The organism is Eoetvoesiella caeni, assembly GCF_003315175.1.
GTDB lineage: Bacteria > Pseudomonadota > Gammaproteobacteria > Burkholderiales > Burkholderiaceae_B > Eoetvoesia > Eoetvoesia caeni.
Map to the genome: position 1 here is coordinate 401,339 of NZ_QNRQ01000002.1, position 24,049 is coordinate 425,387.

Sequence of the window (24,049 nt, forward strand, 5' to 3'; positions counted from 1 at the left end):
GATGGCTTTTGGGGGGCTTAGGGTATTAAAAGCCGCACCAAGCGCAGCAACAAAAAGGCCGTCTCAGCATTAAAAATTCTTGAAAAGCCCACTATTTCATCAAATTCTATGTGTTTAGTCAAATGCTTAGCATAAGTACTGGGTGCCGATCTTATCCTGGCTTGTGGATAACTTGCCGCTCAACAAGGTAGAATCGAGGTTTACAGAAGTGGTGGACATGAACGAATTTTGGCAGACTTGCATTCATCGGCTCGAGCAAGAACTTCCTCCTCAGCAAATAAGCGCCTGGATAAGGCCCTTGGTTCCGCTCGCGTTCGATGAAGCGCAGGCTGTGCTGCGCGTGTCTGCTCCCAATCGATTCAAGCTAGACTGGGTGCGCAAGAATTTTTCGCACCAAATAGAAAACTTGGCGTCCGAATGGTTTAAACGCCCGGTGCAGGTATCTTTCGAGCTGGCGGCGTCCAGTCGGCCCGCGCCGGTTGCGCGCGCCGCTGCCGCCGTGGCAACCCCAACCAACAATGTTGTGCCACAAGGGCAGGCGCCGGTTCAGGTTCCCGCCATGCCGTCGACGGCCGTCAATGCCGCTACGGCCGAAGCCGCGCACGACCGTTCGCGCCTGAACACCGACCTAACCTTCGAGAACTTCGTTACCGGTAAAGCCAATCAGCTTGCGCGTGCGGCGGCACTGCAGGTGGCCGAGAATCCAGGGGTTTCGTATAACCCTTTGTTTTTGTACGGCGGCGTCGGCTTGGGCAAAACCCATCTTATTCACGCTATCGGCAATGCGTTGCTGGCCAATGGCAATGGAACCCGCGTGCGCTATGTGCATGCCGACCAGTATGTGTCCGATGTGGTCAAGGCGTACCAGCGCAAGGCGTTCGACGAATTCAAGCGTTATTATCATTCGCTTGATTTATTGCTGATAGACGACATCCAGTTTTTTGCCGGAAAAAACCGTACGCAGGAAGAGTTTTTCTACGCCTTCGAAGCCATGGTGGCGCAGCGCAAGCAAATCATTATTACGTCCGATACCTATCCCAAGGAATTGGCCAATATCGACAGCCGGCTCATTTCGCGTTTCGACTCGGGGCTGACGGTTGCCATCGAGCCGCCCGAACTGGAAATGCGGGTTGCCATTTTGCTGCGCAAGGCTGAAACCGAAGGCGTGACCATGCCTGAAGAGGTGGCGTTTTTTATTGCCAAGCATCTTCGCAGCAACGTGCGCGAACTCGAGGGCGCGTTGCGCAAAGTATCGGCTTATGCGCGCTTTCACGGCCGCGAAGTCCTTACTGTGGAAGTCTGCAAAGACGCCCTGAAGGATTTGCTGTCGGTGTCCAATGGGCAGATTACCGTCGAGAACATTCAAAAGACGGTGGCCGACTTCTACAAGATCAAGGTGGCCGACATGTATTCGAAACGTCGGCCTGCCAACATAGCATTACCCAGGCAGGTGGCCATGTATCTGGCCAAAGAGCTGACGCAAAAAAGCCTGCCTGAAATCGGAGATTTGTTTGGGGGGCGCGACCACACTACGGTGTTGCACGCGGTACGCAAAATTTCCGATGCACGGTCCAAGCAAACCGAGCTTAATCACGCTTTACATGTATTAGAACAAACCTTAAAAGGATAACCATGCAACTCGTACAAACGACTCGCGATGCATTGTTGAAACCGTTGTCAACGGTGGCGGGAATTGTCGAAAGAAGAAATACGTTGCCTATTTTGGCCAATATTCTGCTGCGCAAAGAAGGCAATAACGTTGCGTTTATTGCCACCGACCTTGAAGTCCAGATCACGACCCATGCCGAGTTCGGCGTAGGCGACTCGAACGAGTCCACAACGGTTGCCGCGCGCAAGTTGCTTGACATCTTGCGTGCCTTGCCCGAAGTGGGCGATGTAACGCTGTCCCAGGTCAGCGGCAAGCTCACCGTGCAGTCCGGAAAAAGCCGTTTCAACCTGCAAACGCTGGGCGCGGCCGAATTCCCCACTTTGTCGCAACCCGAGAAATGGGATGTCTCCCTGTCGTTGCCGCAAAAAACGCTTAAGCACTTGTTCAATATGGTGCACTTCGCCATGGCGCAGCAAGACATTCGCTACTACTTGAACGGGCTGTTGTTCGTGTTCGAGCCCGGCTTTGTGCGCGCGGTGGCCACCGACGGTCATCGCCTGGCACACAGCGGCACCACTGTCGAGGGCATTACAGAAAAGCACGATGTCATCGTGCCGCGTAAAACAGTACTTGAAATTCAGCGCCTGCTGGCCGACTCCGACGACCCCGTGGCCATTGACGTCGCGCCCGGCCAGATCCGTTTTCGCTTTGGCGACGTCGAGCTGGTCTCTAAGCTGGTCGAGGGTAAATTCCCCGATTTCACCCGCGTGATCCCCAACAACTACACGCGCTTTTTCGAAATCAATCGCGAAGCCCTGCAAGGCAGCTTGCAGCGGGCCGCCATTCTTACCACCGACAAGCTCAAGGGCGTACGCATCCAGTTGTCCGACCATCTGCTCAAGATCTCGTCAACCAACGCCGAGCAGGAAGAGGCGCTGGAAGAGCTGGATATCGATTACGGCCACGAGCCGCTGGACGTAGGTTTTAACGTTGGCTATTTGCTGGATGTGCTGGCCAACGTCAAGACCGAAACAATCAAATGGGCCGTCCAGCCCGATGTCAATGCTTCGGCGCTTATTACTTCGCCCGACGACGAGCAGTTCAAGTATGTCGTCATGCCGATGCGCATCTAGCCTGGATATGAACAATACAAAGGCGTGTTGCGTTCAAATGTGTGGTCATGTCGATGCGCATTAATCTGCTTGGGATTCATGCCGAATAGGCCGGTCCGGCGCGCTGTTTGCGTGCGGCCGATTTATTCGTCACACAGCTTTTATAGGGTTTTAAATTAGTCATGTCAGATCAAACCGCGAATACCGTCGATACCGGATACGGTGCCGATTCCATCAAGATGCTCAAAGGGCTCGAGGCCGTACGTAAACGCCCGGGCATGTACATTGGCGACACATCGGACGGGACCGGACTTCACCACATGGTGTTCGAGGTTGTCGACAATGCTATCGATGAAGCGCTAGCCGGTTATTGCGACGATATTGTTGTCACGATTCATTCGGACAACAGTATTTCTGTAAGCGATAACGGCCGAGGCATACCTACGGCCATCCACAAAGACGACGAATTCGGGCGCAGTGCGGCCGAGATCGTCATGACCGAACTGCATGCCGGCGGCAAGTTCGACCATAACTCGTACAAGGTTTCCGGCGGCCTGCACGGTGTTGGCGTGTCGTGCGTCAACGCGCTGTCCGAGTGGCTGCGCTTGACCATCTGGCGCAATGGCCACGCACACGAAATGGAGTTCAACCGTGGCGAACGGGTACAGCCGTTAGGCATTACCGGCGACACCGACCAGCACGGAACGCGGGTGCAGTTCCTGGCCGACCCAGAGATTTTCGAGAACATCGAATATCACTACGAGATCCTGGCCAAGCGCCTGCGCGAGCTCTCTTTCCTGAACAACGGCGTAAAGATCCGTCTTATCGACGAGCGCCAGGACAAAGAAGAAAACTTCGCTTTTTCGGGTGGGGTCAAAGGCTTTGTCGAATACATCAACCGTACCAAAACGGTGCTGCACCCCAATGTATTTTCTGTCAGTACCGAATCCGTCGTCAACGAAACGGCCATCGGCGTTGACGTGGCCATGCAATGGAACGATGCCTACACCGAAACGGTCCTGTGCTTTACCAACAATATTCCCCAGCGCGACGGCGGCACCCACCTGACGGGCCTGCGCGCCGCCATGACGCGCGTTCTTAATAAATACATCACCGATAACGAGTTGGCGAAGAAAGCCAAGGTCGACACCACCGGCGACGACATGCGCGAAGGCCTGGCCTGCGTGTTGTCGGTGAAGGTGCCCGACCCCAAGTTCAGCAGCCAAACCAAAGACAAGCTGGTTTCCAGCGAAGTGCGTCCGGCCGTGGAAGAGGCTGTGGCGCGTACCCTGGAAACCTGGTTGCTGGAAAACCCGGTCGACGCAAAAGCGTTGTGCAACAAAATCATCGACGCTGCGCGAGCGCGTGACGCCGCACGCAGGGCGCGCGAAATGACGCGCCGTAAAAGCATACTGGAAGGCGCCGGCTTGCCTGGCAAGCTGGCCGACTGCCAGGAAAAAGATCCTGCGCTCAGCGAAATTTACATCGTCGAGGGCGACTCGGCCGGCGGCTCGGCCAAGCAAGGCCGCGACCGCAAGTTCCAGGCTATTTTGCCTTTGCGCGGCAAAGTGCTCAATGTGGAAAAAGCGCGTTTCGACCGCCTTATCGCCAGCGAACAGATCACCACCTTGATTACCGCATTGGGTACCAGCATCGGCCCGGATTTCAACATCGATAAATTGCGCTATCACCGCATCATTATCATGACCGACGCCGACGTTGACGGCGCGCACATCCGTACTTTGCTGCTTACGCTGTTTTATCGCCAAATGCCCGAGCTGCTGGAGCGCGGCTATATTTATATTGCCCAGCCGCCGCTGTACAAGGTCAAGGTAGGCCGCGACGAACGTTACCTGAAAGACGACCAGGAAGAAGCCCAGTTCATGATGCAGCTTGCGCTGAAAGATGCCAAGCTGTTCCCCCGCGAAGGTGCGAACGCCATCGAGGGCGATGCCCTGGGCGAACTTGCGCGCCAGTATATTCTGGCCGACACCGTCATCAACCGCCTGTCGCGCTACACCGACCTGGACTCGCTCTCGGCCATGGCCGAAGGCGTTGAAATCAATCTTGACAGCGCCGACCACGCCGCCGCGTCGGCCCAGCGTTTGCAAGCCGCCATCGAAGATCCCAAGCTGCCGCATACGGTCTCGGTCGAAGTCGAGTCCAACGACGAAGACACCATTTGGCGTCTGGTTGTACGTCGCATGCACCACGGCAATATACGGGTCAGTATTTTCGACCGCGCATTCGTGCGCGGCGCTGACTACGCTGTCTTGGCCAAGGCGGCCAAGACCTTCGTCGGCATGCTTGGCGCCGGTGCCAAGGTTGTGCGCGGCGAGGGCGACAAGCGCAAGGAGAAGCTGGTCGGCGATTTCCGCGAGGTCATCCAATGGCTGCGTAGCGAAGCCGAGCGCAGTGTCAGCAAGCAGCGCTACAAAGGCCTGGGCGAAATGAACCCCAGCCAGTTGTGGGAAACCACCATGGATCCCACCGTGCGCCGCTTGCTGCGCGTGCAAATCGAAGACGCCATCGCCGCCGATGAAATCTTCACAACGCTAATGGGCGACCATGTGGAGCCGCGCCGGGCGTTTATTGAACAGCATGCGCTGCAAGCGGGGAATATTGATATTTAAGTTTGTTGGGCCATTTGATAAGCTGGCCAACGAACCAGCGTTGAGATGACATATCGTTCTTGATGAACGCAAAAGCATAGGCTCATAAATTGCAAAATTTATGAGCCTTGTGTTTTTGGTAATAGGTATCTATTTTTTGGGAACGACGTTACTAGAATCCGTGAAACAAGAAGTCTATTGCGGCTACGATATCATCGTGACGATTTTGAATATTGAATATCGCGACTTTGAGGTCCTTGACGGGGACCGCAGCTAAGTATTGGGTCACCATTGAGTACTCGATGCCTTCTATATTAAACAAGGGGTTGAGCGTCTTTGCGGGCTTTGGCGCTTCGGCAAGAGGCAGCAGCGGAATCACGATACGAGTTAAACGGGTGCATCAAGTCTGCTTGGACATTGACGAGATACCCGGAGCCTGAAGGATTAGGGTAGACGTTAAATCGGCTCATCAGAACATTCTGTACTTTGCTAGGGGCAGACCGTGCTCTTCGACGAAAGCGTTAGAGCTATCAATAGCCTCTTTATTTTCCTTCAGCCAGAGTTCTGTACGCTTGCGCTTAATGGCTAGGGCCACTCCTGCCTCAGCAGCCTGTGAAATATTGATGTGCAGTGCCTTAGCTTCGGAGAGCAGGCTTTCCGTTAGGGTCACGTTGGTCGCCCGTTTGGGGGCGCTTTGGGAACTACTTAGCGAGGGCATAAGTCGACTCCTTTTTCAATATAATCAATAGTGCCATGGATGCGCATATTTCATAACATGAACTGTAAATTTACTACTTGACTATCCAGAGCCATGGTCCTTTACCCTTCAATATACGTCGCTTCTAGGGATTTCTCCGGACCGAGGATGCGAGGTATTTTGAGTCGCTTCTATGAGCGGCTTGCCGCTCTGATTGTTCTTAATCTTGGGGCACCGCCGGTGGCAGCTAGCTGCCTGCGCCCGTTGGCCTCAACTTGCGCCCCAACCTCTGCCGATCCAACGCTCCCGATGCCGCCGCCTGGAGCAACCCCTGAAATGTCGGGCATTCGGCATGGCTGGGCGCGGGGCATGCGGCTGCATGCCGTAGCCCGCGGCTTACGGCCCTGAGCTGCTTGATGGTTGCGTCTATCTCGTCCGCCTTCGCGGAAAGCAATCGGCGGTCGATGTTTGGTGGGCCGGCGGGCGAGAGCATGGACTGGATCTCGTCCAGGGAAAGGCCCGCCGCCTGACCCAGTGCAATCAGCGCCAGCTGGTCCAGTACCCCGGGGGCGAAGCGGCGTCGTGCTCCTTGCGGGCCGACGGACGCTATGAGGCCCCGTTTTTCGTAATAACGCAGCGTGGAAGCGGGCAGCCCAGCGCGCTTGGTTACTTCTGAAATGTCCATCAAAAGCCCCTTGACTTGAAGTTGACTTCAACTTCTATAGTGTCCTCGAATACTTCGCGAGTCAACCAAAGAGGCATCTTATGACGTTATTGCAACTAACTTTCGGGGCTGTATTCATCGGCATTGGCGCTACCGCGGTCATGGACTTGTGGCTTGTCTTTCTTAAACGCATGGGCATGCCGTCGATGAATTTTGCGCTTGTGGGCCGCTGGGTTGGGCATTTGATGCGCGGAAGGCTGGCGCACGCAGCTATCGGCAAGGCGGAACCCATATCGGGGGAGCTGGCATTGGGCTGGTTCACGCATTATGCAATCGGCATTGCGTTTGCTGCTCTGTTGCTGGCGATTCAAGGGGCGTCATGGGCGCTGAACCCGACGCCGCTGCCTGCCGTAGCCGTGGGTGTGTGCACGGTGCTGGCGCCGCTGTGCATCATGCAGCCAGCCATGGGCGCGGGGTTCGCATCAACCAAAACGCCGACACCGTTGAGGAACTGCCTTCGCAGTTTGGCCAATCATACGATTTTTGGTGTGGGCCTCTACTTGTCTGCATTCTTTTTAAGCGGCTTATAGAGAATGGCAATGGGTCTGGACGGCCCGATGCAAGGCTGCTTTTCTTTAAGCCATGACTTTGTCCAAGGTTATGGGCAGGTCGCGGACGCGGATGCCGGTGGCGTGGAAGACCGCATTGGCAATCGCTCCGGCGACTCCGGTAATGCCGATTTCGCCGATACCGCGGGCGCCCAGTTCGTTGATGTAGGGGTCGCCATGGTCCAGCACGGTGATATCGATCGCCTGGATATCGGCGTTGACGGGTACGTGGTATTCGGCCAGATTGCCGTTGGAATAGCGGCCGTAGCGCAGGTCCAGGTCGCTGACTTCGGTCAGCGCCGAACCGATGCCCCACACTACCCCACCCATGAGCTGGCTATGCGCGGTCTTGGCGTTGAGTACGTTTCCGACATCGTAGACGGCCACGACTTTCGCCACGCTGATGGTGCCAAGGTCGGCGTCCACGTGCACTTCGGCGAAGACGGCGCCGAACGAGTGAAAGGCGTAGTTTTTCTTCTCGTCGCCCGGTTCAGCGCTTGCCGTGGCTTCGATGGGTTTGCCGCCGTTGCGGGCAATGAGCGCCGCGGCGGGTTCGCGCCGCGATGCATCGGTACGGTCGATCAGCCATCCGCCTTCCACCTTGACCCGGTCCGCAGTGGCGCCGCTCAAGGGCGACGCGGAATCGGCGATCGCCAAGGCAATCAACTTGGCGCGTGCCTGCGTTGCGGCTTCGCGCACTGCGGGCGAGACGCTTGCCACCGACTGTGATCCGCCGGATACGGGCGCATGCGGCAGTGAGCTGTCTCCCAGTTGGAAATGCACTTTGTCCAGAGGGAATCCCAACGCGTCGGCGGCCACTTGCGTCATCACGGTGAAAGTGCCGGTGCCCAGGTCTTGCGTGCCGGATGCGGCCATGGCCGTGCCGTCGGCAAGAACGCGCGCGATCGCCGAGGCCTGGCTGCGGTTGGCGGGATAGGTGGCGGTGGCCACGCCATAGCCGACCAGTACATTGCCCTGGCGCATTGAGCGTGTTTGCGCAGTGCGGCGCGACCAGCCGAATTTCTCCGCGCCGATGCGGTAGCAATCGTTCAGGTATTTGCTTGACCAGGGCTTGTTGTCCTGAGGCTCGGTTTCTGCGTAATTTTTGATCCGCAACGCCAGCGGGTCCATGTCAAGCATATACGCCATCTCGTCCATGGCCGATTCCAGCGCGAACGAGCCGCTGGTCTCGCCGGGAGCGCGCATGAAGGTGGGTGTGCCAAGATCCAGTTTGACCAGTTTGTGCGATGTGGCCTGGTTGGGGACTGCATACAGTTTGCGGGTTATGAGCGCTGAAGTTTCGGTCCAGTCTTCGAATGTCGAGGTGGGCGAGATCACGTCGTGCCGCATGCCGTTCAGCGTGCCGTCTGTTTGCGCGAAAATTTGGAAATGCTGGTCGGTGCAGGGCCGGTTGCCCACCATGCCGAACATCTGCGGCCGCTGTAATACCAGCCGTACCGGGCGCCCGGTTTGCTTGGCCGCCATGGCGGCCAGCACCGTATGCGACCAGGTTGAGCCCTTGCAGCCGAAGCCGCCGCCGACAAAGGGGCAGATCACACGTACTTGTTCAGCCCGAATGCCCAGCACCTTGGCCACGGCGTTGCTGACGCCGGATACGCCTTGCGTGCTGTCGTGCAGCGTCAAATCCGGCCCGTCCCAGTGCGCCAGCGTGGCATGCGGCTCCATGGGGTTGTGATGTTCATAAGGAGTGGTGTAGACCGCGTCCAGATGAGCAGTCCCTTGCCGCAAGGCGGCGGAGATGTCGCCTCGGCTGGAGCTGGCCTGGCGACCCATCATTTGTTCGGGCTCGTAGGCGCTGCTTTTCGTCTTATTAAAGCTGACGTTCGGTTCGGCGGCTTCGTAGCGGATTGTTTTTTGCAGCCGGTGCGCGCCTTCGGTTGCGGCTTCCAGCGTTTCGGCAACCACGACGGCGACCGGTTCGTTGTTGTAGCGGACCCGATCGTCCTGTAATAGAGTCAACACGCGAACGGCTGGCGGTTCGGCATCTGTGACGCCGCCATCAGGAAGACGCATTGCGGTTTGATGAGTCATTACCAACACCACGCCTGGCATTGATTCGACCGAACCAGCATCGATGGAGACGATCCTTCCCTTGGCTATGGTGCTGGTGACAAGAACGGCATGCGCCAGTTTCGGTTCGGTGTAGTCGGCGGAATATTTCGCCTGGCCGGTAACTTTGGCCAGCCCGTCGGTGCGGTCTACCGGTTGTCCTAAAACAGTCATGCGGCACCTCCTGCAATGGAAACCGCCCGCACGATGGCGCGTTGCGCCAGTGCAATTTTGAATTCATTACCCGAGTATGCTTTGGCGCCTTGCGTGGCAAGTGCCGCGGCGTCTCTTAACGCGTTGGTCGACAGAGCTTTGCCGGTAAGCATCTGTTCCGTCGCTGTTGCGCGCCACGGCTTGTGGGCCACGCCGCCCAGGGCGATGTGGATGGTTTGTACAGTACCGTTATCTATCTGCAAGCCGACGCCCACAGATACCAGGGCAAAGGCGTAGCTCGCACGATCGCGAATCTTCAAATAGTGCGCATGCTCGGCAAAAATCGGCGCAGGCAAGTCGATGGCTGTAATCAATTCGCCGGGCTCGAGCGTGGTATCCCGTTCGGGATGTTCGCCCGGCAGGCGATGGAACTGTTCGATCGGAATCGTGCGCTCGCCTTGAGGGCCGGCCACCCGAATCACGGCGTCCAGCGCCGCCATGGCGACGTTCATGTCGGACGGATTGGTGGCAATGCATTGGCTGCTGGCGCCCAGGATTGCATGGATCCGATTGTTGCCTTCGATCGCCGCGCAGCCGCTGCCGGGCACGCGCTTGTTGCAATGGGGAAAGGCCGTGTCGTAGAAATAATAGCAGCGCGTGCGTTGCATCAGGTTGCCGCCCATGGTTGCCATATTGCGCAACTGGGCGCTGGCGCCCGCCAGGATGGCTTGCGACAAAAGCGGGTAGTGCGCGCGCACCATGGGATGGTTGGCGGCGTCGCTGTTGGGCACGGCCGCGCCGATTCGCAGGCCGCCTCCCGGTAGCTCTGTAATGCTGTTCAATCCTTCGACGTGGTTGATGTCGATCAGCGCACGTGGTGCCGCTACGCCGCCTTTCATCAAGTCCAGCAGGTTTGTGCCGCCGCCTATGTAGGCGGCGTCCGGCTGCCGGCCCGCGCTTAGTGCGGCGTCTACGTCGCTTGTGCGTTCGTAAGTGACGGTCTGCATTCAACGCCCCCCGGTTTTTTGGCCGGCCACGGACTGGATGGCGGCAACGATATTGGGATAAGCGCCGCATCGGCAGATATTGCCGCTCATGCGTTCACGGACCTCCGAGTCGCTTAGCTGGGTTGGCCGTTGGCGTACGTCGCCCGTTGCCGCGCTGGCTTCGCCGGCCTGGAATTCGTCGATCAGTGCGGTGGCCGAACACAGTTGGCCGGGTGTGCAGAAGCCGCACTGGAAGGCGTCGTTCTCGATGAAGGCCTGTTGCAGCGGGCTAGGGATTTGATTTGACGACAGCCCTTCAACCGTCGTGATGGCCTCGCCGGCGTGCATGACGGCAAGCGTCAGACAGGCATTGATGCGCCGGCCGTTGGCAATGACGGTACAGGCGCCGCACTGGCCGCGATCGCAGCCCTTTTTAGTGCCCGTCAGACCTGCATGCTCGCGCAGCGCGTCGAGCAGGGTCGTGCGGGCCTCAAGAAGAAGGTCGAAGGGCCGGCCGTTCAGCGTCAGCCGGACGGGCTGCAAGGCGCTGCCTGGGGCAGGCAATGGCGCGGAGCCATTTGCGGATGCTGCGACCCGGTCCAGCGCGGCCGATACGCCGGCGGCGGCGCCGGGCGATCCTTGTGCGCCCGCATTGGCAGATAAGGGCGCGACAGAGACGGCGGCAGCCGCGGCGGTGGATTGCAGGAACCGGCGCCGGGATGGATCCAGAGAGCTGGCCTCCTGGGGTGAAGGCGGGAATTTTGCGGGATAGAAGGGCCAAGTCTGGCGGGGCGCTTTATGCTGCATGGTGATGAACCCTCAAGGCGGACGCAATGAATGACGGATTCGTTTCGTCAGCAAGTGCGGTGCCGAAGGAAATTACGCCTGAGGGCAAAGGCGGTTGCCGGCCGTTGAATATGGCGCGAAGCTGGGGAGGCGTTCTGCGCAAAAGAAACGGCCCATTGAGCGATTCCTCAATGGGCCGGTAACGGTGTTGCGCCTGCCTAGCAGGCGTACAGCGAGTCTGTGGTTTAACCGATTTGCGTGCGTGCGAAATTCAGGCGTTCCATGATGGGCGCGTCGGAGAAGCGGAACAGGTCGAATTGCGTTTCGGCCTGCAGCGACCAGGACACCCAGGACGGAATGACGAACATGTCGCCGATGTCGAGCTTGTGCTCGATGCCGCCCAGGACGATGGAACCGCGGCCTTCGAAGACTTGAAAGACTGTGGAACCGACTTCGCGGCGGGTGGCGGTGGCTGCGCCGGCGCGGATACGGTGGAATTCGCAGCGGATGGTGGACATGACATCCCCGCCCGTGGTCGGGTTGATATAGCGCACGGCGGCGTGGCCCGGTTCGACCGTGCCGGGATGGCCTTCGGCTTCAAGCCGCAGTTGTTCGGTAAGCGCACGGTCGGTGTATTCCCAGCGGTATGCGCCTATGGGCGAACTGGGTGTGTTTTGCAGGCCCGACAGGGGGCGCAGGCCGGGGTGGCACCACAGGCGCTCGCCGCGCGAATAGTCGGGCGTGGTTTCGTCGGAAAGCTTTTCAGAGCCGAATTCAAAGAAGCCGACATCATTCTGGTACGAAAATGGGATGTCGAGCCCGTCGATCCAGGCCATGGGGTGGTCGGTTACGTTTTGGTGGCCGTGGAAGTTCCAGCCCGGGGTAAGCAGGAGGTCGCCGCGGCTCATGCGTACGGGGTCGCCGCTGACGACGGTCCAGACGCCTTCGCCTTCAACCACGAAACGAAACGCGTTTTGTGCGTGCCGGTGTTCGGGGGCGGTTTCTTTGGGGCCGAGGTATTGAATGGCAGCCCACAAGGTGGGGCTGATATAGGGCTGGCCGCCAAGGCCGGGATTGGCGAGCCCGATGGCACGGCGTTCGCCGCCGCGGCCTACTGGAACGAGGTCACCCGAGCGCTTGGCCAAGGGGTAAAGCTGGGACCATTTCCAGACATGGGGCAGGGCCTGCGGCGCCGGATGCACGGGCATCAGCGAACCCAGTTGGGTCCATAGCGGCATCAGGTGCAGCGACTCGAAATCGGCGTAAAGCTGGCGCAGTTCTGGGGTGTCTTCCGGAGCCATGACATTGTGAGCGGGAGTTTGCCCGGCCACGGGAAGATCGGAGGTGGGGGTTGCAGTCGTCATAATGCAGCTTCCTTTCAAAGAAGGCTCAGGCCTTGCGGCAGCCGAGCCAGAGGCGGACAGTAATACGATTCTACCTTGCCGATTCCTGATAAGGGCTTAAATACTTTAGCTATTGTGGATTATTATCATCCATAAATATTCCATATAGGCGTGTTCGATGAGCCTGCGATTTTCTGGTCGCCGTTCGGCGGTGCATTCAGGGCTTCGTCCTGGAAAGGCCAGCGCGCTTGCGGCCATGTCGCCCGCTTATTTCGGCGTGGTCATGGCGACGGGAATCGTTTCACTGGCGGCGGACATGATGGGCATGGCGTCTTTAGCGCAAGCCTTGTTCGGGCTGAATGTCGTTCTGTATGCAGGTTTGTGGGTGCTGACGCTCGTTCGGGCGGTGTGTTATTCGCAGCGTTTTTTCAGCGACCTGTTCGACCACGTGCGGGCATGGGGCTTTTTTACTATGGTGGCCGCGTCGTGCATTCTGGGCGAGCAGTTTCTTGGGCTGGCCGCCAACGAAATCATGGGCTGGGCTTTATGGGCAGTATCGCTGCTTTTGTGGTGTGGGCTTACCTATACCGTTTTTGTGGCGCTCATCATCAAGACAAGCAAGCCGTCCATCAGAAGGGGCATTCACGGCGGCTGGCTGCTGGCGGTGGTGGCGACCCAGGCGCTGGCATCGCTGACGATTCTGCTGGTGCCGCAAGCCGGCGCGGCCTATAAAGACGGGCTGGCCTTTTTTTCGCTGACGATGTGGCTGTGGGGCGGCATGTTGTATATCTGGATGGCCGCGCTGATTTTTTATCGGGATATGTTTTTTCGTTTCGCTCCGGCCGACCTGGTGCCGCCCTACTGGATCAATATGGGCGCGATGGCGATTTCGGCATTGACGGGGACTTCTTTGATCACCCTTGCCGCCCAGGTGCCCTATTTGACGGAATTTGCGGGATTCCTCAAGGGCTTTACTGTTTTGTTCTGGGCCACCGGCACTTGGTGGATACCCATGCTGGTTGTGCTGGAGTTATGGCGCCATGGCTACAAGCATTTTCCCTTGAAGTACGACGCCCTTTATTGGGGTGCGGTCTTTCCTTTGGGCATGTACGCGGCCAGCACGCATCAAGTGGGCGCGGCGCTGGGGCTCGATTTTCTACGGCCCATCGCCACGGTATTTCTATATCTGGCGCTGGCGGCCTGGGCGCTTACTTTTGCGGCATGGGTCGTAACTGCAGCGCGCCGGCTGCGACGCAGCCCTTGGCTTTGAGTGCTGGCGCATGCACGGCTTCTTTGCCGGTTCTTGCGGTGGACATGCCGGCCATGGAAGACCGCCTTAGCGGGATCCCAACGAGGCGATGTTGTTATAAATTTTCACGAGCAGCCGCTTGAGCATTACGACTTCGTTTGGCGAGATATTTGCCAGGGCAATTCTTTCGTAAAGGTCGGCCAAGGGGGCGATGCGGACGGCCAGGTCTTTTCCTGCCTCTTGTAGCATGACGTTGACCGAGCGCTTGTCCGTTTCCCCCGGCTTTCTTATGACCAAGCCTTTCTTTTCCATCGAAGCGACCAGCCTGGACAGGGTCGAGATGTCGATGGATGTGTATTCGGCAAGATGGGTCATGCGCTGGGCGTCTGTGCGCAGCAGCGATGCAATGACGCGCCACATCGGCAAGGTCAGGTTGAACTTGACCAGCTCATGGGAAAAAGTTTCGCCGATGCGCACCCCGGCCCTGTTCAGCAGGTAGGGTACGGCTTTCTCAAGCGCATAGTCGTCTAGGTTGAACTGGCTCTCGGCTTTCATTTTTCAGCTTTCATTGGCGGGTGATCTTCAAATATATTCGGCCTTGGCAAAGTTTACCGGCTTCAAGGCCGACGCGGGCCGGATGCGGCTTTGCGCGGGATGGACACGCCGTATTGGGACTGTGTTGGAAAGCCATATTGCCTTTATACGCCCAGGTGCCGCTGACTAAGCTCGGGATGAGCCTGTAGCTGCGCGCTGCTTCCTTGCCAGATTACCCGGCCTTTTTCAATGATGTAGTGTCGGTCGGCAATTTGAGTCAGGGCATCGATGTTCTTGTCGATGATCAGGATGGATTGCCCTCTTTTTTTCAGTTCCCAAATGCATCGCCATATTTCTTCGCGGATCAGCGGGGCCAGTCCTTCGGTGGCTTCGTCAAGGATAAGCAGCCGCGGATTGGTAAGAAGCGCGCGCGAGATTGCGAGCATTTGCTGTTCGCCGCCCGATAATTGGGCTCCCATGAAACGCCTGCGCTCTTTCAGGCGCGGAAAAAGCCGGTACACCTCGGATAAAACCCATGGGCCGGGGCCACGCGCGGTAGCCACCAGGTTTTCTTCGACAGTCAGGTTGGGTGTGATCTGCCTGCCCTCCGGCACCAGGCCGATGCCAAGCCGGCAAATGCGGTAGGGCTGCAGCCCGGCTATGGGCTGCCCATGAAAGCTGATGTGCCCGGCGGTAGGCTGCACGATGCCCAGCAGCGTGTGGACGGTAGTGGTCTTGCCCATGCCGTTGCGCCCCAGCATGGTGACGACCTCTCCGCTTTGTATCGACAGCGAGATGCCGAACAGCACGCGGCTGCTGCCGTAGCCCGATTCCAGGTTCTCGACGCTAAGCATGCTGGAATCCTTTTTCTTCTTGCTTGGCGCCCAGGTAGGCTTTCTGGACTTCGGCGTTGGCGCGGATCTCGTCAACGGTGCCGGTTGCTATTACGGTTCCGTACACCAGGACGGACACCCTGTCGGCCAGGCTGAATATTGCGTTCATATCGTGTTCGATAAGCAGGATGGTGTGATGCTGTTTAAGTGTTTCAAGCAGTTGGATGATTTGCGCGCTGTCTTCTATGCCCATGCCGGCCAGCGGCTCATCCAGCAACAGCAGTTCGGGTTCCGAAGCCAGCGCCATGGCGATTTCCAGTTGCCGTTGTTCGCCGTGAGCCAGGTTGCTTGCCAGCACGTTGGCGCGCGACTGCAGGCCGACGCGGGCCAGCAGGTCGGCCGCCGGCGATCGCAGCGAGGACTCTTTGCGGGCGTTCGACCAGAAATGGAAGCTGTGCCCCTGGTGGGCCTGCACTGCCAGCATGACATTTTCCAGTGCGGAAAAGCCATTGAATATGGTGGTCATCTGGTAGGACCGGGCGATACCCAGCGCGGTGCGCGCGTAGACCGGAAGCCCTGTGATGTCCTGCGCCTTGAACCGGATTTTTCCTTCGGTGGGTGCGATTTCGCCGGACAGCTGGTTCATCAATGTGGACTTGCCCGCACCGTTGGGGCCGATCAGGGCGTGGGTTTCGCCTTTGGCGACCCGCAGATTGAGCGCATTGCTGGCCAGCAGCCCGCCGAAACGCTTGGTCAGATTATCTACTTGCAACAGGTCAGTCATTGTCCGCTCCGCGACCGGTAAGCAGGCCATACAGTCCACGGCGCGCGAACAGAACGCCCAGAAGAAGTAGCGGGCCGTATACAAGATGCCAATGTTCGGTATAGCCCGACAGGACGTCTTCAAGCCCGAGGATGGCCGCAGCGCCCAGTACAGGTCCCATCAGGTTGCCGGTTCCGCCTATGACGACCATGGCGATGATGTCGCTGGACCGGACCCAGTGCATGAACGCCGGGCTGATGAACTTGCCGTGGTTGATCATCAGCGCGCCGGCCAGGCCGGCTATGGCGCCCGCGATGACGAATGCCGTCAATTTATACCTGAAGCTGGAATAGCCCAGGGCGGCCATCCTTCTTTCGTTTTGCCGGCTGCCGCGCAACACCATGCCGAAGCGCGAGTTCACCGCGCGGCGCAGGAATATATAAACCAAGGCCAGGATGACGAAGGTGACATAGTAAAAGACGACATGGTCGTTAAGATTGAGCAGCCCCGAGGTGCTTGACCGTTCGGCCAGGCGCATGCCGTCTTCGCCGCCATAGGCGTCGAGATTGATGAAGAAAAAGTAAATCATCTGCGCAAACGCCAGCGTCAGCATAATGAAATAAACGCCGCGGGTGCGCAGCGCGATCAGGCCGATGACCAGCGCAACCAGGGCGGACACGAGCATGGCCGCGGGCCAGGTAATGAAGGCGCTGGTGGTGCTTTGAATGGTGAAGGGCCAGGTCATGAGCGGCACGCCGTTCAGGGCGTGGTCGGACATGATGAGGACGACGTAGGCGCCCACACCGGCAAAGGCCGCCTGGCCGAAACACACGAGGCCGGCAAAGCCCAGGATGAATCCCAGGCTTACCGCCACAATGCCGAAGATCATGATGCGCGTCAGCAGCGTGACATAGAACGGGGTGTCGATAATATGCGCCAGGACCGGGAACAGCGCCAGCATGAGCGCGATTGCGGCAACGAGAACCTGCGGCGGGATTCTTGGAATCGCCGCGAACCGGCTCAGTGGCTTGAAAAATGGCATTTGCATTAATTTATCCATTGGCCGGAAACAGTCCTTGAGGACGCCACGACAAAATGGCGGCCATCAGCAGATAAACGGAAATATCGCCGAACAGCGGCGGAAGCAGCAAGCGGCCGAATGTGTCGATAAGCCCGACCAGTATGGCTGCTGCAAACGCGCCCCGAAAGGAGCCTATGCCGCCGATGACGACAACGATTAGCGCAAAGATAAGCACGCTTTCGCCCATTCCGGCCTCTACGGCCAGGATCGGAGCCGCCAGCGCGCCGGCAAGCCCTGCCAGCGCCGCCCCGACGCTGAAAGCGCAAGAGAAAACAAAGTTGACGTTGATTCCGAGCGCGCCGATAAAGGTCCGGTTGCTTGCGCCCGCCCGCACCAGCATGCCGGTGCGGGTCTTGGCAATGATCAGGTACAGCAGCAGTGCCACCAGCACGCCCACTGCCAGGATGACCAGCCGGATGACCGGGTAGGAAATGCCAGCGATGACTGGTATGGAAGAATTGAGCGCGCCGGGCAGGGTGACGTTCAGCGGCTGGGGGCCCCAGATGATGCGGGTCAGCTCGTTGAAGAAAAGAATCAGCCCCAATGTTGCCAGGACCTGGTCCAGGTACGGCCGCCGATAGAACGGCTTGAGCGCCACCCGTTCGAGCAGCGCCCCGATGAACCCGGTAAGGATTACGGCCAGCAGAACGCTTACCCAGAACGCGCCCACCCTTTGCAGGATGGTGGCGAACAGATAGGCTCCGATCATATAGAAGGAGCCATGCGCAAGGTTCACGAGGTTCATGATGCCGAACACCAGCGTGAACCCCGCGGCGATCAGGAACAGCATGACGCCGAACTGCAAGCCGTTTAACGTCTGCTCGATGAACAAGGATATAGTCATGGCGTTCGTGCGGGGTGTGAGTCAGGGCTTGGCGTGAGCCATTTTGCATTGGCCCGCGTAGGCGTCCGCATAAGCCGTTGTAATGGTCTTCACGACGGTATTGACCAGGCGTCCTTGTGCGTCTTTTTCGACCTTCAACAGATAGTGGTCCTGGATCGGGAAGTTATTGGTGTTGAACTTGAAGTCGCCGCGTATGGACTTGAAGTCGACTGTGCGCAGCGCCTTGGCGAAGGAGTCGGCGGAAACGAACTTGCCGCCGTTCTGCTTCAGCGCCGCATCGATCAGGCGGGCTCCGTCGTATCCCATGGCTGCACGCGGCGACGGAATTCTTTTGTAGGTTTTCTCGAAGTCGGCGACGAATTTTTTATTCAATGGGTTGTCGAGCTGTTCGCTCCAGTAGGCCGTGGACTCTATGCCCAGCGCTGCGTCGCCAATGCCCGGTAAAGTGTCCTGGTCGGTGGAGAAGACGGTGTAGACGGGGATTTCGCCTTTCAGCCCCGCTTGGGCCAGCTGCTTGAAGAAATTGACGCCCATGCCGCCGGGATAGAACACGAACAAGGCGTCGGGTTTCACGCTACGCAATTTGGCCAGCTCGGCCGAATAGTCCAGCTGCCCGAACTGAGTGTAGATTTCGGCGGCCACCTGGCCTTTGTATGTGCGCTTCAGGCCGGCCACCATGTCCTTGCCCGCGGCAAAGTTGGGAGCCATGATGTACAGGTTCTTGACGCCTATCTGATTCAAATGCAGTCCCATGGCCTCGGGCACGGTGTCGTTCTGGTGCGCCACGTTGAAGAAATGCGGCGAACAGCCCTTGCCCGCCAGTTCGGATGGGCCGGCGTTGATACTGAGGTAGATGCGGTCCGCATCCAGTACTTTGGGTACAGCGGCCAGCAGTACATTCGACAGGTTGATGCCGGTAACGATGGGAACGCGGTCGCGTTCGACCAGTTTTTGCGCCGCCTGGGCGCCTACGTCGGGCTTGCCCTGGTCGTCGCGGGCAAGCACTTCTGCGGGAACGCCGCCCAGCTTGCCGCCAAGTGAATCGACGCCCAGCTGGAACCCGTCAAGCAGGTCGCGGCCCAGTGTTGCCTGGCTGCCGGACAGGCTGGCGATAAAGCCGATCTTGATAGTGTCGTCGGCATGGGCGGGAGCCTGCATCAACGCCAGGCCTACCACTGCTGTAGCTATTACCTTGAACATATTGCTCTCCTTGGGTGGATACTTTGCAAAGTCTCTGTTGCTTTTATCGGAACTGCCAATAGTTTGCTTCTAGGAACTGCCAATGGCTTCAGGCGTCCGGCCCAGTCGGCCGGGCGCGTGTCAGTCGGACAAGGGTTGTACGGTGGTGTAGGTTCCGGCGTGGAAGGCCAAGGGCGTGGCCTGCGAATACGCGTAGCGCTTTACCGCACCGTAAAAGACAATGTGGTCGCCGACGCCGTGGTGTTCGATTTGTTCGCATTCGAACGTGGCCAGCGCGTCTTTAAGGGTGGGAACGCCGTCGAGGCCATCGAAGAATTCGTCGGTCAGGCCTTCGAATTTATTCAGTTGGGGGCTGCAGAAATGCCGCGATATTTCGACCTGGCGGGCATGCAGAACATTGATGCAAAAGTGCGATGCCCGTTCAAAGGTGGCCAGGCTGCCTGCGTCTTTTCTTAGGCTCCAAAGGACGATGGGCGGGTCGAGCGAAACCGAGCAAAAGGAGTTTGCGGTAAGCCCTTCGAGCTTGCCGTCGGGGCCGCGAGTAGTGATAACGCACACGCCAGTTGCGAACTTGCCTAAAGCATTGCGCAAGTCACGCGGGTCGTGGGACAGGTCTGTATGGCCGTCGATTCGCGGGTACCGGCTGCGGCCATCGGCCGCTTGTGTTGCTGGAATCATTTCTTTCTCCGGGATTGTTGTCAATCGGGCCAAACTTGATGTCAGAAATTATTGATAATGCAACTTGTTTTTAGTTTAGAGCAAATCATAAAAACTAACACCTGTTTATATCTCGGGGTTTGCCCTGATAAATGAGGGTGGGCATGTAAGCAGCAGATAATGCAAGCTATTAAACGCGAACTTGGCCCCTGTTCATATGCTTTCGGGACTAGGGTTTACGCGCAATTTCTAGCTTATGGCACAATTTTTATTTGCAAACAAAAATAAAATAGAATAGATTGATCGCATAGCTTCAACCACTTTTCAATAGCCGAGGCGAACGATGGGCCATCCAGAAACTTGCGGTTTTCTACCTCCCGAAGCGGCATGGTTCGATGCGCCGGGACGGCGTACGTCAATTTCCCATGCCCCCGAATGTGCAACTTTGCTGGGCCGCGCCCGTGACCTGGCCAACGGCCATCTGAAGGAAAACGCGCGCAATACCGAGGCTGCGCGCCGGGTTTCGCAAGAGACCACGCAAATGTTCCGCGAGGCGGGCTTTTTTCGATTAATGCAGCCGGCCAGGTTCGGAGGCTATGAATACGGCTTTACGCCGTTTATCGACATCATCAGTGAACTTGCCCGCGGCTGCCCTTCTTCGGCCTGGGGATGCTCTTTGGGCGCTGTACACCAATGGCTGGTGGGGACCTTTCCCGCGCAGGCGCAAGACGATGTCTGGGGAGAAAATCCAGAGGCCATCATCTGCGGCTCATATGCGCCGGTGGTAAACGCCGAAAAGGTCGATGGCGGATATCTCATCTCGGGCAAATGGCACTGGGCATCCAATATAGACAATTCCGAATGGGCCGTGGTTGGCGTGTTCTTCCCGCCGGATGAAGAGACGCCTGAAAAGCATGCCGGCTTTTTGCTTGTGCCCAGGACAGACTGGGTTGTGGACGACGACTGGTTTACCGCGGGGCAGGCGGGTACCGGCTCCAAGACGGTCTGGATCGATAAGCCGGCGTTCGTGCCGGCTTATCGAAAGCTGACCTTCGGCCAAGCCTCGTCCAACAACCCCCCCGGCGCGCAGGTCAACGACAACCCTATTTACCGCATACCGTTTCTTTCGGCGGTGCCCGTGTGCCTGGTTGCACCCATCCTGGGCGCGGCGCAAGGAGCGATCGACGAATTCATGCAGATCGCCGGGACGCACGTAACGCGCGGCGCTGTTTCGGGCGGGGGCGGCAAGTTAAGGGAATTCTTTCCGGTGCAGTCGCGCCTGGCCGAATCGATGGCGTTGCTGGACGCGGCGCGTTTGCTGATTTACCGCGATACCGCGCAGGTCGAGCAAATGGCGGCGGCCGGACACAAGATCGATGTCGATACGCGCATACGCAACCGGCGCGACCATGCATTTGCGGCGCGCATGGCCAGGGACGCCATAGACGCAGTGTTTGCCAATGTGGGCGGCAATGGATTGGCATTGGATCAATCCATTCAGCGCTTTTGGCGCGATGGCAATGCCATTGCCAAACACATCAGCCTGAACTGGGACGCGGTTTCTTCCATGGTCGGGCAGCAGTTGCTGGGCCTGGAGCCGCGTGGCCAGTACTGAACTATATGGCGCGCGGTCCGCGCCACCTTCAACGCATTGTTTGTACTAACTGAACAGAAAGGAGAATCCCGCCATGGACGGAAAAATCGGGCTTGAGGAACACTTTGCCATACCAGAGACATTGAGCGATTCGGCCGGATTCTTGCCGGACGAAAGCTGGCAGGAGCTTAGCAAGCGGCTGCTTGACATCCACGAGGGCCGCCTGCGCCAGATGGACGAGCATGGCATGGAAATGATGCTGCTTTCGTTGAATGCGCCGGCGGTGCAGGCCATACACGAAACTTCCAAGGCATGCGAAATCGCCACGCGCGCCAACGACTTCCTGGCCGAACAAGTGGCAAAGCGCCCCGACCGTTTCCAGGGCCTGGCCGCACTGCCCTTGCAGGATCCCGACCGCGCAACGCGCGAACTGGAGCGCTGCATCAAGGACCTGGGCTTTCGCGGAGCGCTGGTGAATGGCTTTTCGCAAGTGGACAGGCCGGACAACGTGGTCTATTACGATGCGCCGCAATTCGACAGCTTCTGGAAGACGGTGCAAGAACTGGATGTGCCTTTTTATCTGCACCCGCGCAACCCCATTCCGGCCTGGGCGCAGATATACGAAGGACATCCATGGCTGCTGGGCCCGACATGGGCCTTTGGCCAGGAAACGGCCGTGCACGCCCTGCGTTTGATGGGGTCAGGCCTGTTCGACCGCTATCCCCGCCTGAAGATTATCTTGGGCCATATGGGCGAAGGCTTGCCCTACAGCATGTGGCGCATCGACAACCGCAATGGCTGGACGAAGGCGCCCAAAAGCTATCCCGCCAAACGCAACTTCGCGGAATACTTCCAGGAAAATTTCTATTTGACGACGTCGGGCAATTTCCGTACACAGACGCTGATCGACGCCATCCTGGAAATCGGCGCCGACCGTATTCTGTTTTCGACCGATTGGCCGTTTGAAAATGTGGACCATGCCGCAAACTGGTTCGATGCGACATCAATCAGCGAAGCCGACCGCTTGAAGATAGGGCGTACCAACGCAGTTGATTTGTTCAAGCTGTAAGGCGGGCCACGCCACTACGCCACGATATAAAACAAATACTCCTGGCCATTTTTAACCGGCTCCTGCGCGAAGGTGTAGCCTCGGCGCAGGGCTTCTTCGGGTACGTTGCGAAATGAGCCGGGACAGTCGGTGATGACATGCAGCAACTGGCCTTTATCCAGCTTCTCCAGCGTTTCAAGGGTGTAGATGACGGGGTAGGGACAGGACTCGCCGCGCAGGTCCAGCGTGAAGTCGGGGGAAAGTTCGGTTTGCATGGGGTGGACCTCGGTATCGTTATGCGCGCGCCGCCATCAGACTGGCAGAGAGGTGGCGCTTTTCGTGGAACAGGGTGTAGGCATAGAGCAAGCCCAGCATTGCCAGGGTAATGACGATTGCCGCGGTGGGGCCTATGCTGCTGACGAGGTTGATTTTCTCGCCCGGGGCCACCAGAAGGTTGTAAATGCCAAGGTGGTCCCAGGCATACGCCAGCAGGGTGGCTCCGGCAATATTGCCGATAAAGACCACCAGGTAAAGTACCTGGCCTTCCATAAGCCGGTACATCATGCCGGTTTCGCAGCTTGTGGCCATGACGATGCCAAGGCCGAACAACAAGCCTCCCACAAAAGTACTGGGCGCGGCTATTTGCGTAATGGGCGAGAGTCCATAAACGCTGATGACGATTATGGTCATGACCGCACTCAAGGCCATGCCCGCAATGATGGCCTTGGACATGACGGCGCGGCCCATGATCCATAGGTCGCGAAAGGCCGAAGTAAAGCAGATCTGGCCGCGTTCGATCAGGATGCCGAACATGGCGCCGAACAAGGCGGCAATACCAAGCGGCCTTAGTCCGGAGACGAAGAAGTAGACGATAAGGCAGGCATAGCCCAATGCAAGCAGTCCCCCAACGACGGGCTGGATGCGAAGCGAGCCCGGCGGAGTGGCGGCCGCCTTGCCTTTGGTCAAGGTGGGCCGGCCTTTCCACCAGCGGTTTTTGATGAGCCGGGTGCCCAGCAGTGTGCCAAGGCCGGTGGCGACAATAAAGATCCAGGCATGGAACGAGAATTGCGGAACGCCCGTAAAAAAGGCGGCAAGATTGCACCCCATGGCCAGACGCGCGCCGAAGCCGGCCACAATGCCGCCGGCCAGGGCCTGGACCCAGCGGCGTCTTTGTTGCGGAATGCGGATCTTGAAGCTATTGCTGAGCAGCACCGTGATGAGCGCGCCGATGAACATGCCCCAGACTATCCAGCCGTCGGTGCGCGACAAGGTGCCGCCTTGTATTTTGACGAGCTTGAAGTAGGCCCAGTCGCTGGTGTCGACGCCGGCAAGATGCAGCATTTGTCCGCCAAGGCGGGTAAATTCGCCGGTTACCGCCCAAACTGTTCCCGTCAGTCCAAAGTAGATGGCGCTTAGTGCACCGGCTGCCACCAGCACGGGAAAGGGGCGCCAGTAGTGATTGAAGAAAAAACGCAAGGAATGGGTGGGCATTTGTGAAGCCTGAGACGCCTGAGTATGCAAAAGTACGGCTATTTTGGCATACAGCGCAGGCAAGCATCGGAATGCCGCGCCGTCAAACTTGGGCTGTCGTCAGATTGAGCAGGGG

General features: G+C 58.2%; 23 protein-coding genes. 7 read left to right on the top strand and 16 right to left on the bottom strand.

Going from position 1 to position 24,049, the window contains the following annotated elements:
- The first annotated feature begins 217 nt into the window (after positions 1-217).
- The 3 genes from dnaA to gyrB all read left to right on the top strand — a co-directional run bounded on the left by dnaA (position 218) and on the right by gyrB (position 5,354).
- A complete protein-coding gene (gene dnaA, locus DFR37_RS05545) occupies positions 218-1,630 on the top strand; it encodes a chromosomal replication initiator protein DnaA (protein WP_113932226.1) in 1,413 nt (470 codons plus the stop codon).
- A 2-nt stretch (positions 1,631-1,632) separates the two neighbouring features.
- Positions 1,633-2,742 carry a DNA polymerase III subunit beta gene (gene dnaN / locus DFR37_RS05550; protein WP_113932227.1) on the top strand — a complete coding sequence of 370 codons (1,110 nt, stop codon included), beginning with the start codon at positions 1,633-1,635 and terminating at the stop codon, positions 2,740-2,742.
- 161 nt (positions 2,743-2,903) lie between these two features.
- Positions 2,904-5,354, top strand: a complete 2,451-nt coding sequence (gene gyrB / locus DFR37_RS05555) for a DNA topoisomerase (ATP-hydrolyzing) subunit B (protein ID WP_113932228.1) — start codon at positions 2,904-2,906, stop codon at positions 5,352-5,354.
- Positions 5,355-5,505: 151 nt separating this feature from the next.
- Here the strand turns inward: gyrB and DFR37_RS23530 are convergent, their stop codons facing one another.
- The 3 genes from DFR37_RS23530 to DFR37_RS05570 form a co-directional block, all read right to left on the bottom strand.
- The gene (locus DFR37_RS23530; protein WP_211317214.1) at positions 5,506-5,712 is read right to left on the bottom strand and encodes a CcdB family protein; all 207 of its coding nucleotides are present in this window, start codon (positions 5,710-5,712) and stop codon (positions 5,506-5,508) included.
- 90 nt (positions 5,713-5,802) lie between these two features.
- Positions 5,803-6,051, bottom strand: a complete 249-nt coding sequence (locus DFR37_RS05565) for a type II toxin-antitoxin system CcdA family antitoxin (RefSeq protein WP_113932229.1) — start codon at positions 6,049-6,051, stop codon at positions 5,803-5,805.
- A 226-nt stretch (positions 6,052-6,277) separates the two neighbouring features.
- Complete coding sequence (locus DFR37_RS05570) at positions 6,278-6,715, bottom strand: helix-turn-helix domain-containing protein (protein ID WP_113932230.1); 438 nt, start codon at positions 6,713-6,715, stop codon at positions 6,278-6,280.
- 80 nt (positions 6,716-6,795) lie between these two features.
- Between DFR37_RS05570 and DFR37_RS05575 the strand changes: the two genes are divergently transcribed.
- Positions 6,796-7,284, top strand: coding sequence for a DUF2938 domain-containing protein (locus DFR37_RS05575; RefSeq protein ID WP_113932231.1), 489 nt, complete (start codon positions 6,796-6,798; stop codon positions 7,282-7,284).
- Between the two features lie 45 nt (positions 7,285-7,329).
- Here DFR37_RS05575 and DFR37_RS05580 read toward each other — a convergent pair whose 3' ends face one another.
- From DFR37_RS05580 to DFR37_RS05595, 4 genes are all read right to left on the bottom strand, one after another.
- Positions 7,330-9,546, bottom strand: a complete 2,217-nt coding sequence (locus tag DFR37_RS05580; protein WP_113932232.1) for a xanthine dehydrogenase family protein molybdopterin-binding subunit — start codon at positions 9,544-9,546, stop codon at positions 7,330-7,332.
- Positions 9,543-10,532 (bottom strand): FAD binding domain-containing protein, encoded by a 990-nt coding sequence (locus DFR37_RS05585; protein WP_113932233.1) that lies wholly within the window; start codon positions 10,530-10,532, stop codon positions 9,543-9,545. Before DFR37_RS05585 ends, DFR37_RS05580 begins: the two co-directional genes overlap by 4 nt.
- On the bottom strand, positions 10,533-11,318 hold the full coding sequence (locus tag DFR37_RS05590; protein ID WP_113932234.1) for a 2Fe-2S iron-sulfur cluster-binding protein: 786 nt from the start codon (positions 11,316-11,318) through the stop codon (positions 10,533-10,535).
- 224 nt (positions 11,319-11,542) lie between these two features.
- A complete protein-coding gene (locus DFR37_RS05595) occupies positions 11,543-12,661 on the bottom strand; it encodes a cupin domain-containing protein (protein ID WP_429866782.1) in 1,119 nt (372 codons plus the stop codon).
- A 157-nt stretch (positions 12,662-12,818) separates the two neighbouring features.
- Here DFR37_RS05595 and DFR37_RS05600 point away from each other — a divergent pair, with 157 nt between their 5' ends.
- Positions 12,819-13,910: a tellurite resistance/C4-dicarboxylate transporter family protein gene (locus tag DFR37_RS05600; protein WP_211317215.1), complete on the top strand. Its 1,092-nt coding sequence runs from the start codon at positions 12,819-12,821 to the stop codon at positions 13,908-13,910.
- A gap of 66 nt (positions 13,911-13,976) precedes the next feature.
- Here the strand turns inward: DFR37_RS05600 and DFR37_RS05605 are convergent, their stop codons facing one another.
- The 7 genes from DFR37_RS05605 to DFR37_RS05635 all read right to left on the bottom strand — a co-directional run bounded on the left by DFR37_RS05605 (position 13,977) and on the right by DFR37_RS05635 (position 19,822).
- Positions 13,977-14,444, bottom strand: a complete 468-nt coding sequence (locus tag DFR37_RS05605; RefSeq protein WP_113932235.1) for a MarR family winged helix-turn-helix transcriptional regulator — start codon at positions 14,442-14,444, stop codon at positions 13,977-13,979.
- Positions 14,445-14,587: 143 nt separating this feature from the next.
- Positions 14,588-15,277: an ABC transporter ATP-binding protein gene (locus DFR37_RS05610; RefSeq protein ID WP_113932236.1), complete on the bottom strand. Its 690-nt coding sequence runs from the start codon at positions 15,275-15,277 to the stop codon at positions 14,588-14,590.
- The gene (locus DFR37_RS05615; RefSeq protein ID WP_113932237.1) at positions 15,270-16,040 is read right to left on the bottom strand and encodes an ABC transporter ATP-binding protein; all 771 of its coding nucleotides are present in this window, start codon (positions 16,038-16,040) and stop codon (positions 15,270-15,272) included. The genes DFR37_RS05610 and DFR37_RS05615 overlap by 8 nt, the downstream gene beginning before the upstream one ends.
- Entirely contained in the window at positions 16,033-17,067 is a 1,035-nt protein-coding gene (locus tag DFR37_RS05620) for a branched-chain amino acid ABC transporter permease (RefSeq protein WP_113932238.1), read from the bottom strand. Before DFR37_RS05620 ends, DFR37_RS05615 begins: the two co-directional genes overlap by 8 nt.
- A 4-nt stretch (positions 17,068-17,071) precedes the next feature.
- The gene (locus DFR37_RS05625; RefSeq protein WP_113932239.1) at positions 17,072-17,944 is read right to left on the bottom strand and encodes a branched-chain amino acid ABC transporter permease; all 873 of its coding nucleotides are present in this window, start codon (positions 17,942-17,944) and stop codon (positions 17,072-17,074) included.
- A gap of 21 nt (positions 17,945-17,965) precedes the next feature.
- Complete coding sequence (locus tag DFR37_RS05630) at positions 17,966-19,144, bottom strand: ABC transporter substrate-binding protein (RefSeq protein ID WP_113932240.1); 1,179 nt, start codon at positions 19,142-19,144, stop codon at positions 17,966-17,968.
- 120 nt (positions 19,145-19,264) lie between these two features.
- Positions 19,265-19,822: a flavin reductase family protein gene (locus tag DFR37_RS05635; RefSeq protein ID WP_113932241.1), complete on the bottom strand. Its 558-nt coding sequence runs from the start codon at positions 19,820-19,822 to the stop codon at positions 19,265-19,267.
- 322 nt (positions 19,823-20,144) lie between these two features.
- On the opposite strand from DFR37_RS05635, the gene DFR37_RS05640 reads away from it, so the two are divergent.
- Both DFR37_RS05640 and DFR37_RS05645 read left to right on the top strand, forming a co-directional pair.
- Positions 20,145-21,416 carry an acyl-CoA dehydrogenase family protein gene (locus DFR37_RS05640; protein ID WP_113932242.1) on the top strand — a complete coding sequence of 424 codons (1,272 nt, stop codon included), beginning with the start codon at positions 20,145-20,147 and terminating at the stop codon, positions 21,414-21,416.
- Between the two features lie 73 nt (positions 21,417-21,489).
- Positions 21,490-22,464: an amidohydrolase family protein gene (locus tag DFR37_RS05645; RefSeq protein WP_113932243.1), complete on the top strand. Its 975-nt coding sequence runs from the start codon at positions 21,490-21,492 to the stop codon at positions 22,462-22,464.
- A gap of 14 nt (positions 22,465-22,478) precedes the next feature.
- On the opposite strand, the gene yedF is transcribed toward DFR37_RS05645, so the two are convergent.
- A complete protein-coding gene (gene yedF / locus DFR37_RS05650) occupies positions 22,479-22,718 on the bottom strand; it encodes a sulfurtransferase-like selenium metabolism protein YedF (protein ID WP_113932244.1) in 240 nt (79 codons plus the stop codon).
- 19 nt (positions 22,719-22,737) lie between these two features.
- Positions 22,738-23,997 (bottom strand): selenium metabolism membrane protein YedE/FdhT, encoded by a 1,260-nt coding sequence (gene yedE / locus DFR37_RS05655; RefSeq protein WP_276330266.1) that lies wholly within the window; start codon positions 23,995-23,997, stop codon positions 22,738-22,740.
- Positions 23,998-24,049: the final 52 nt, after the last annotated feature.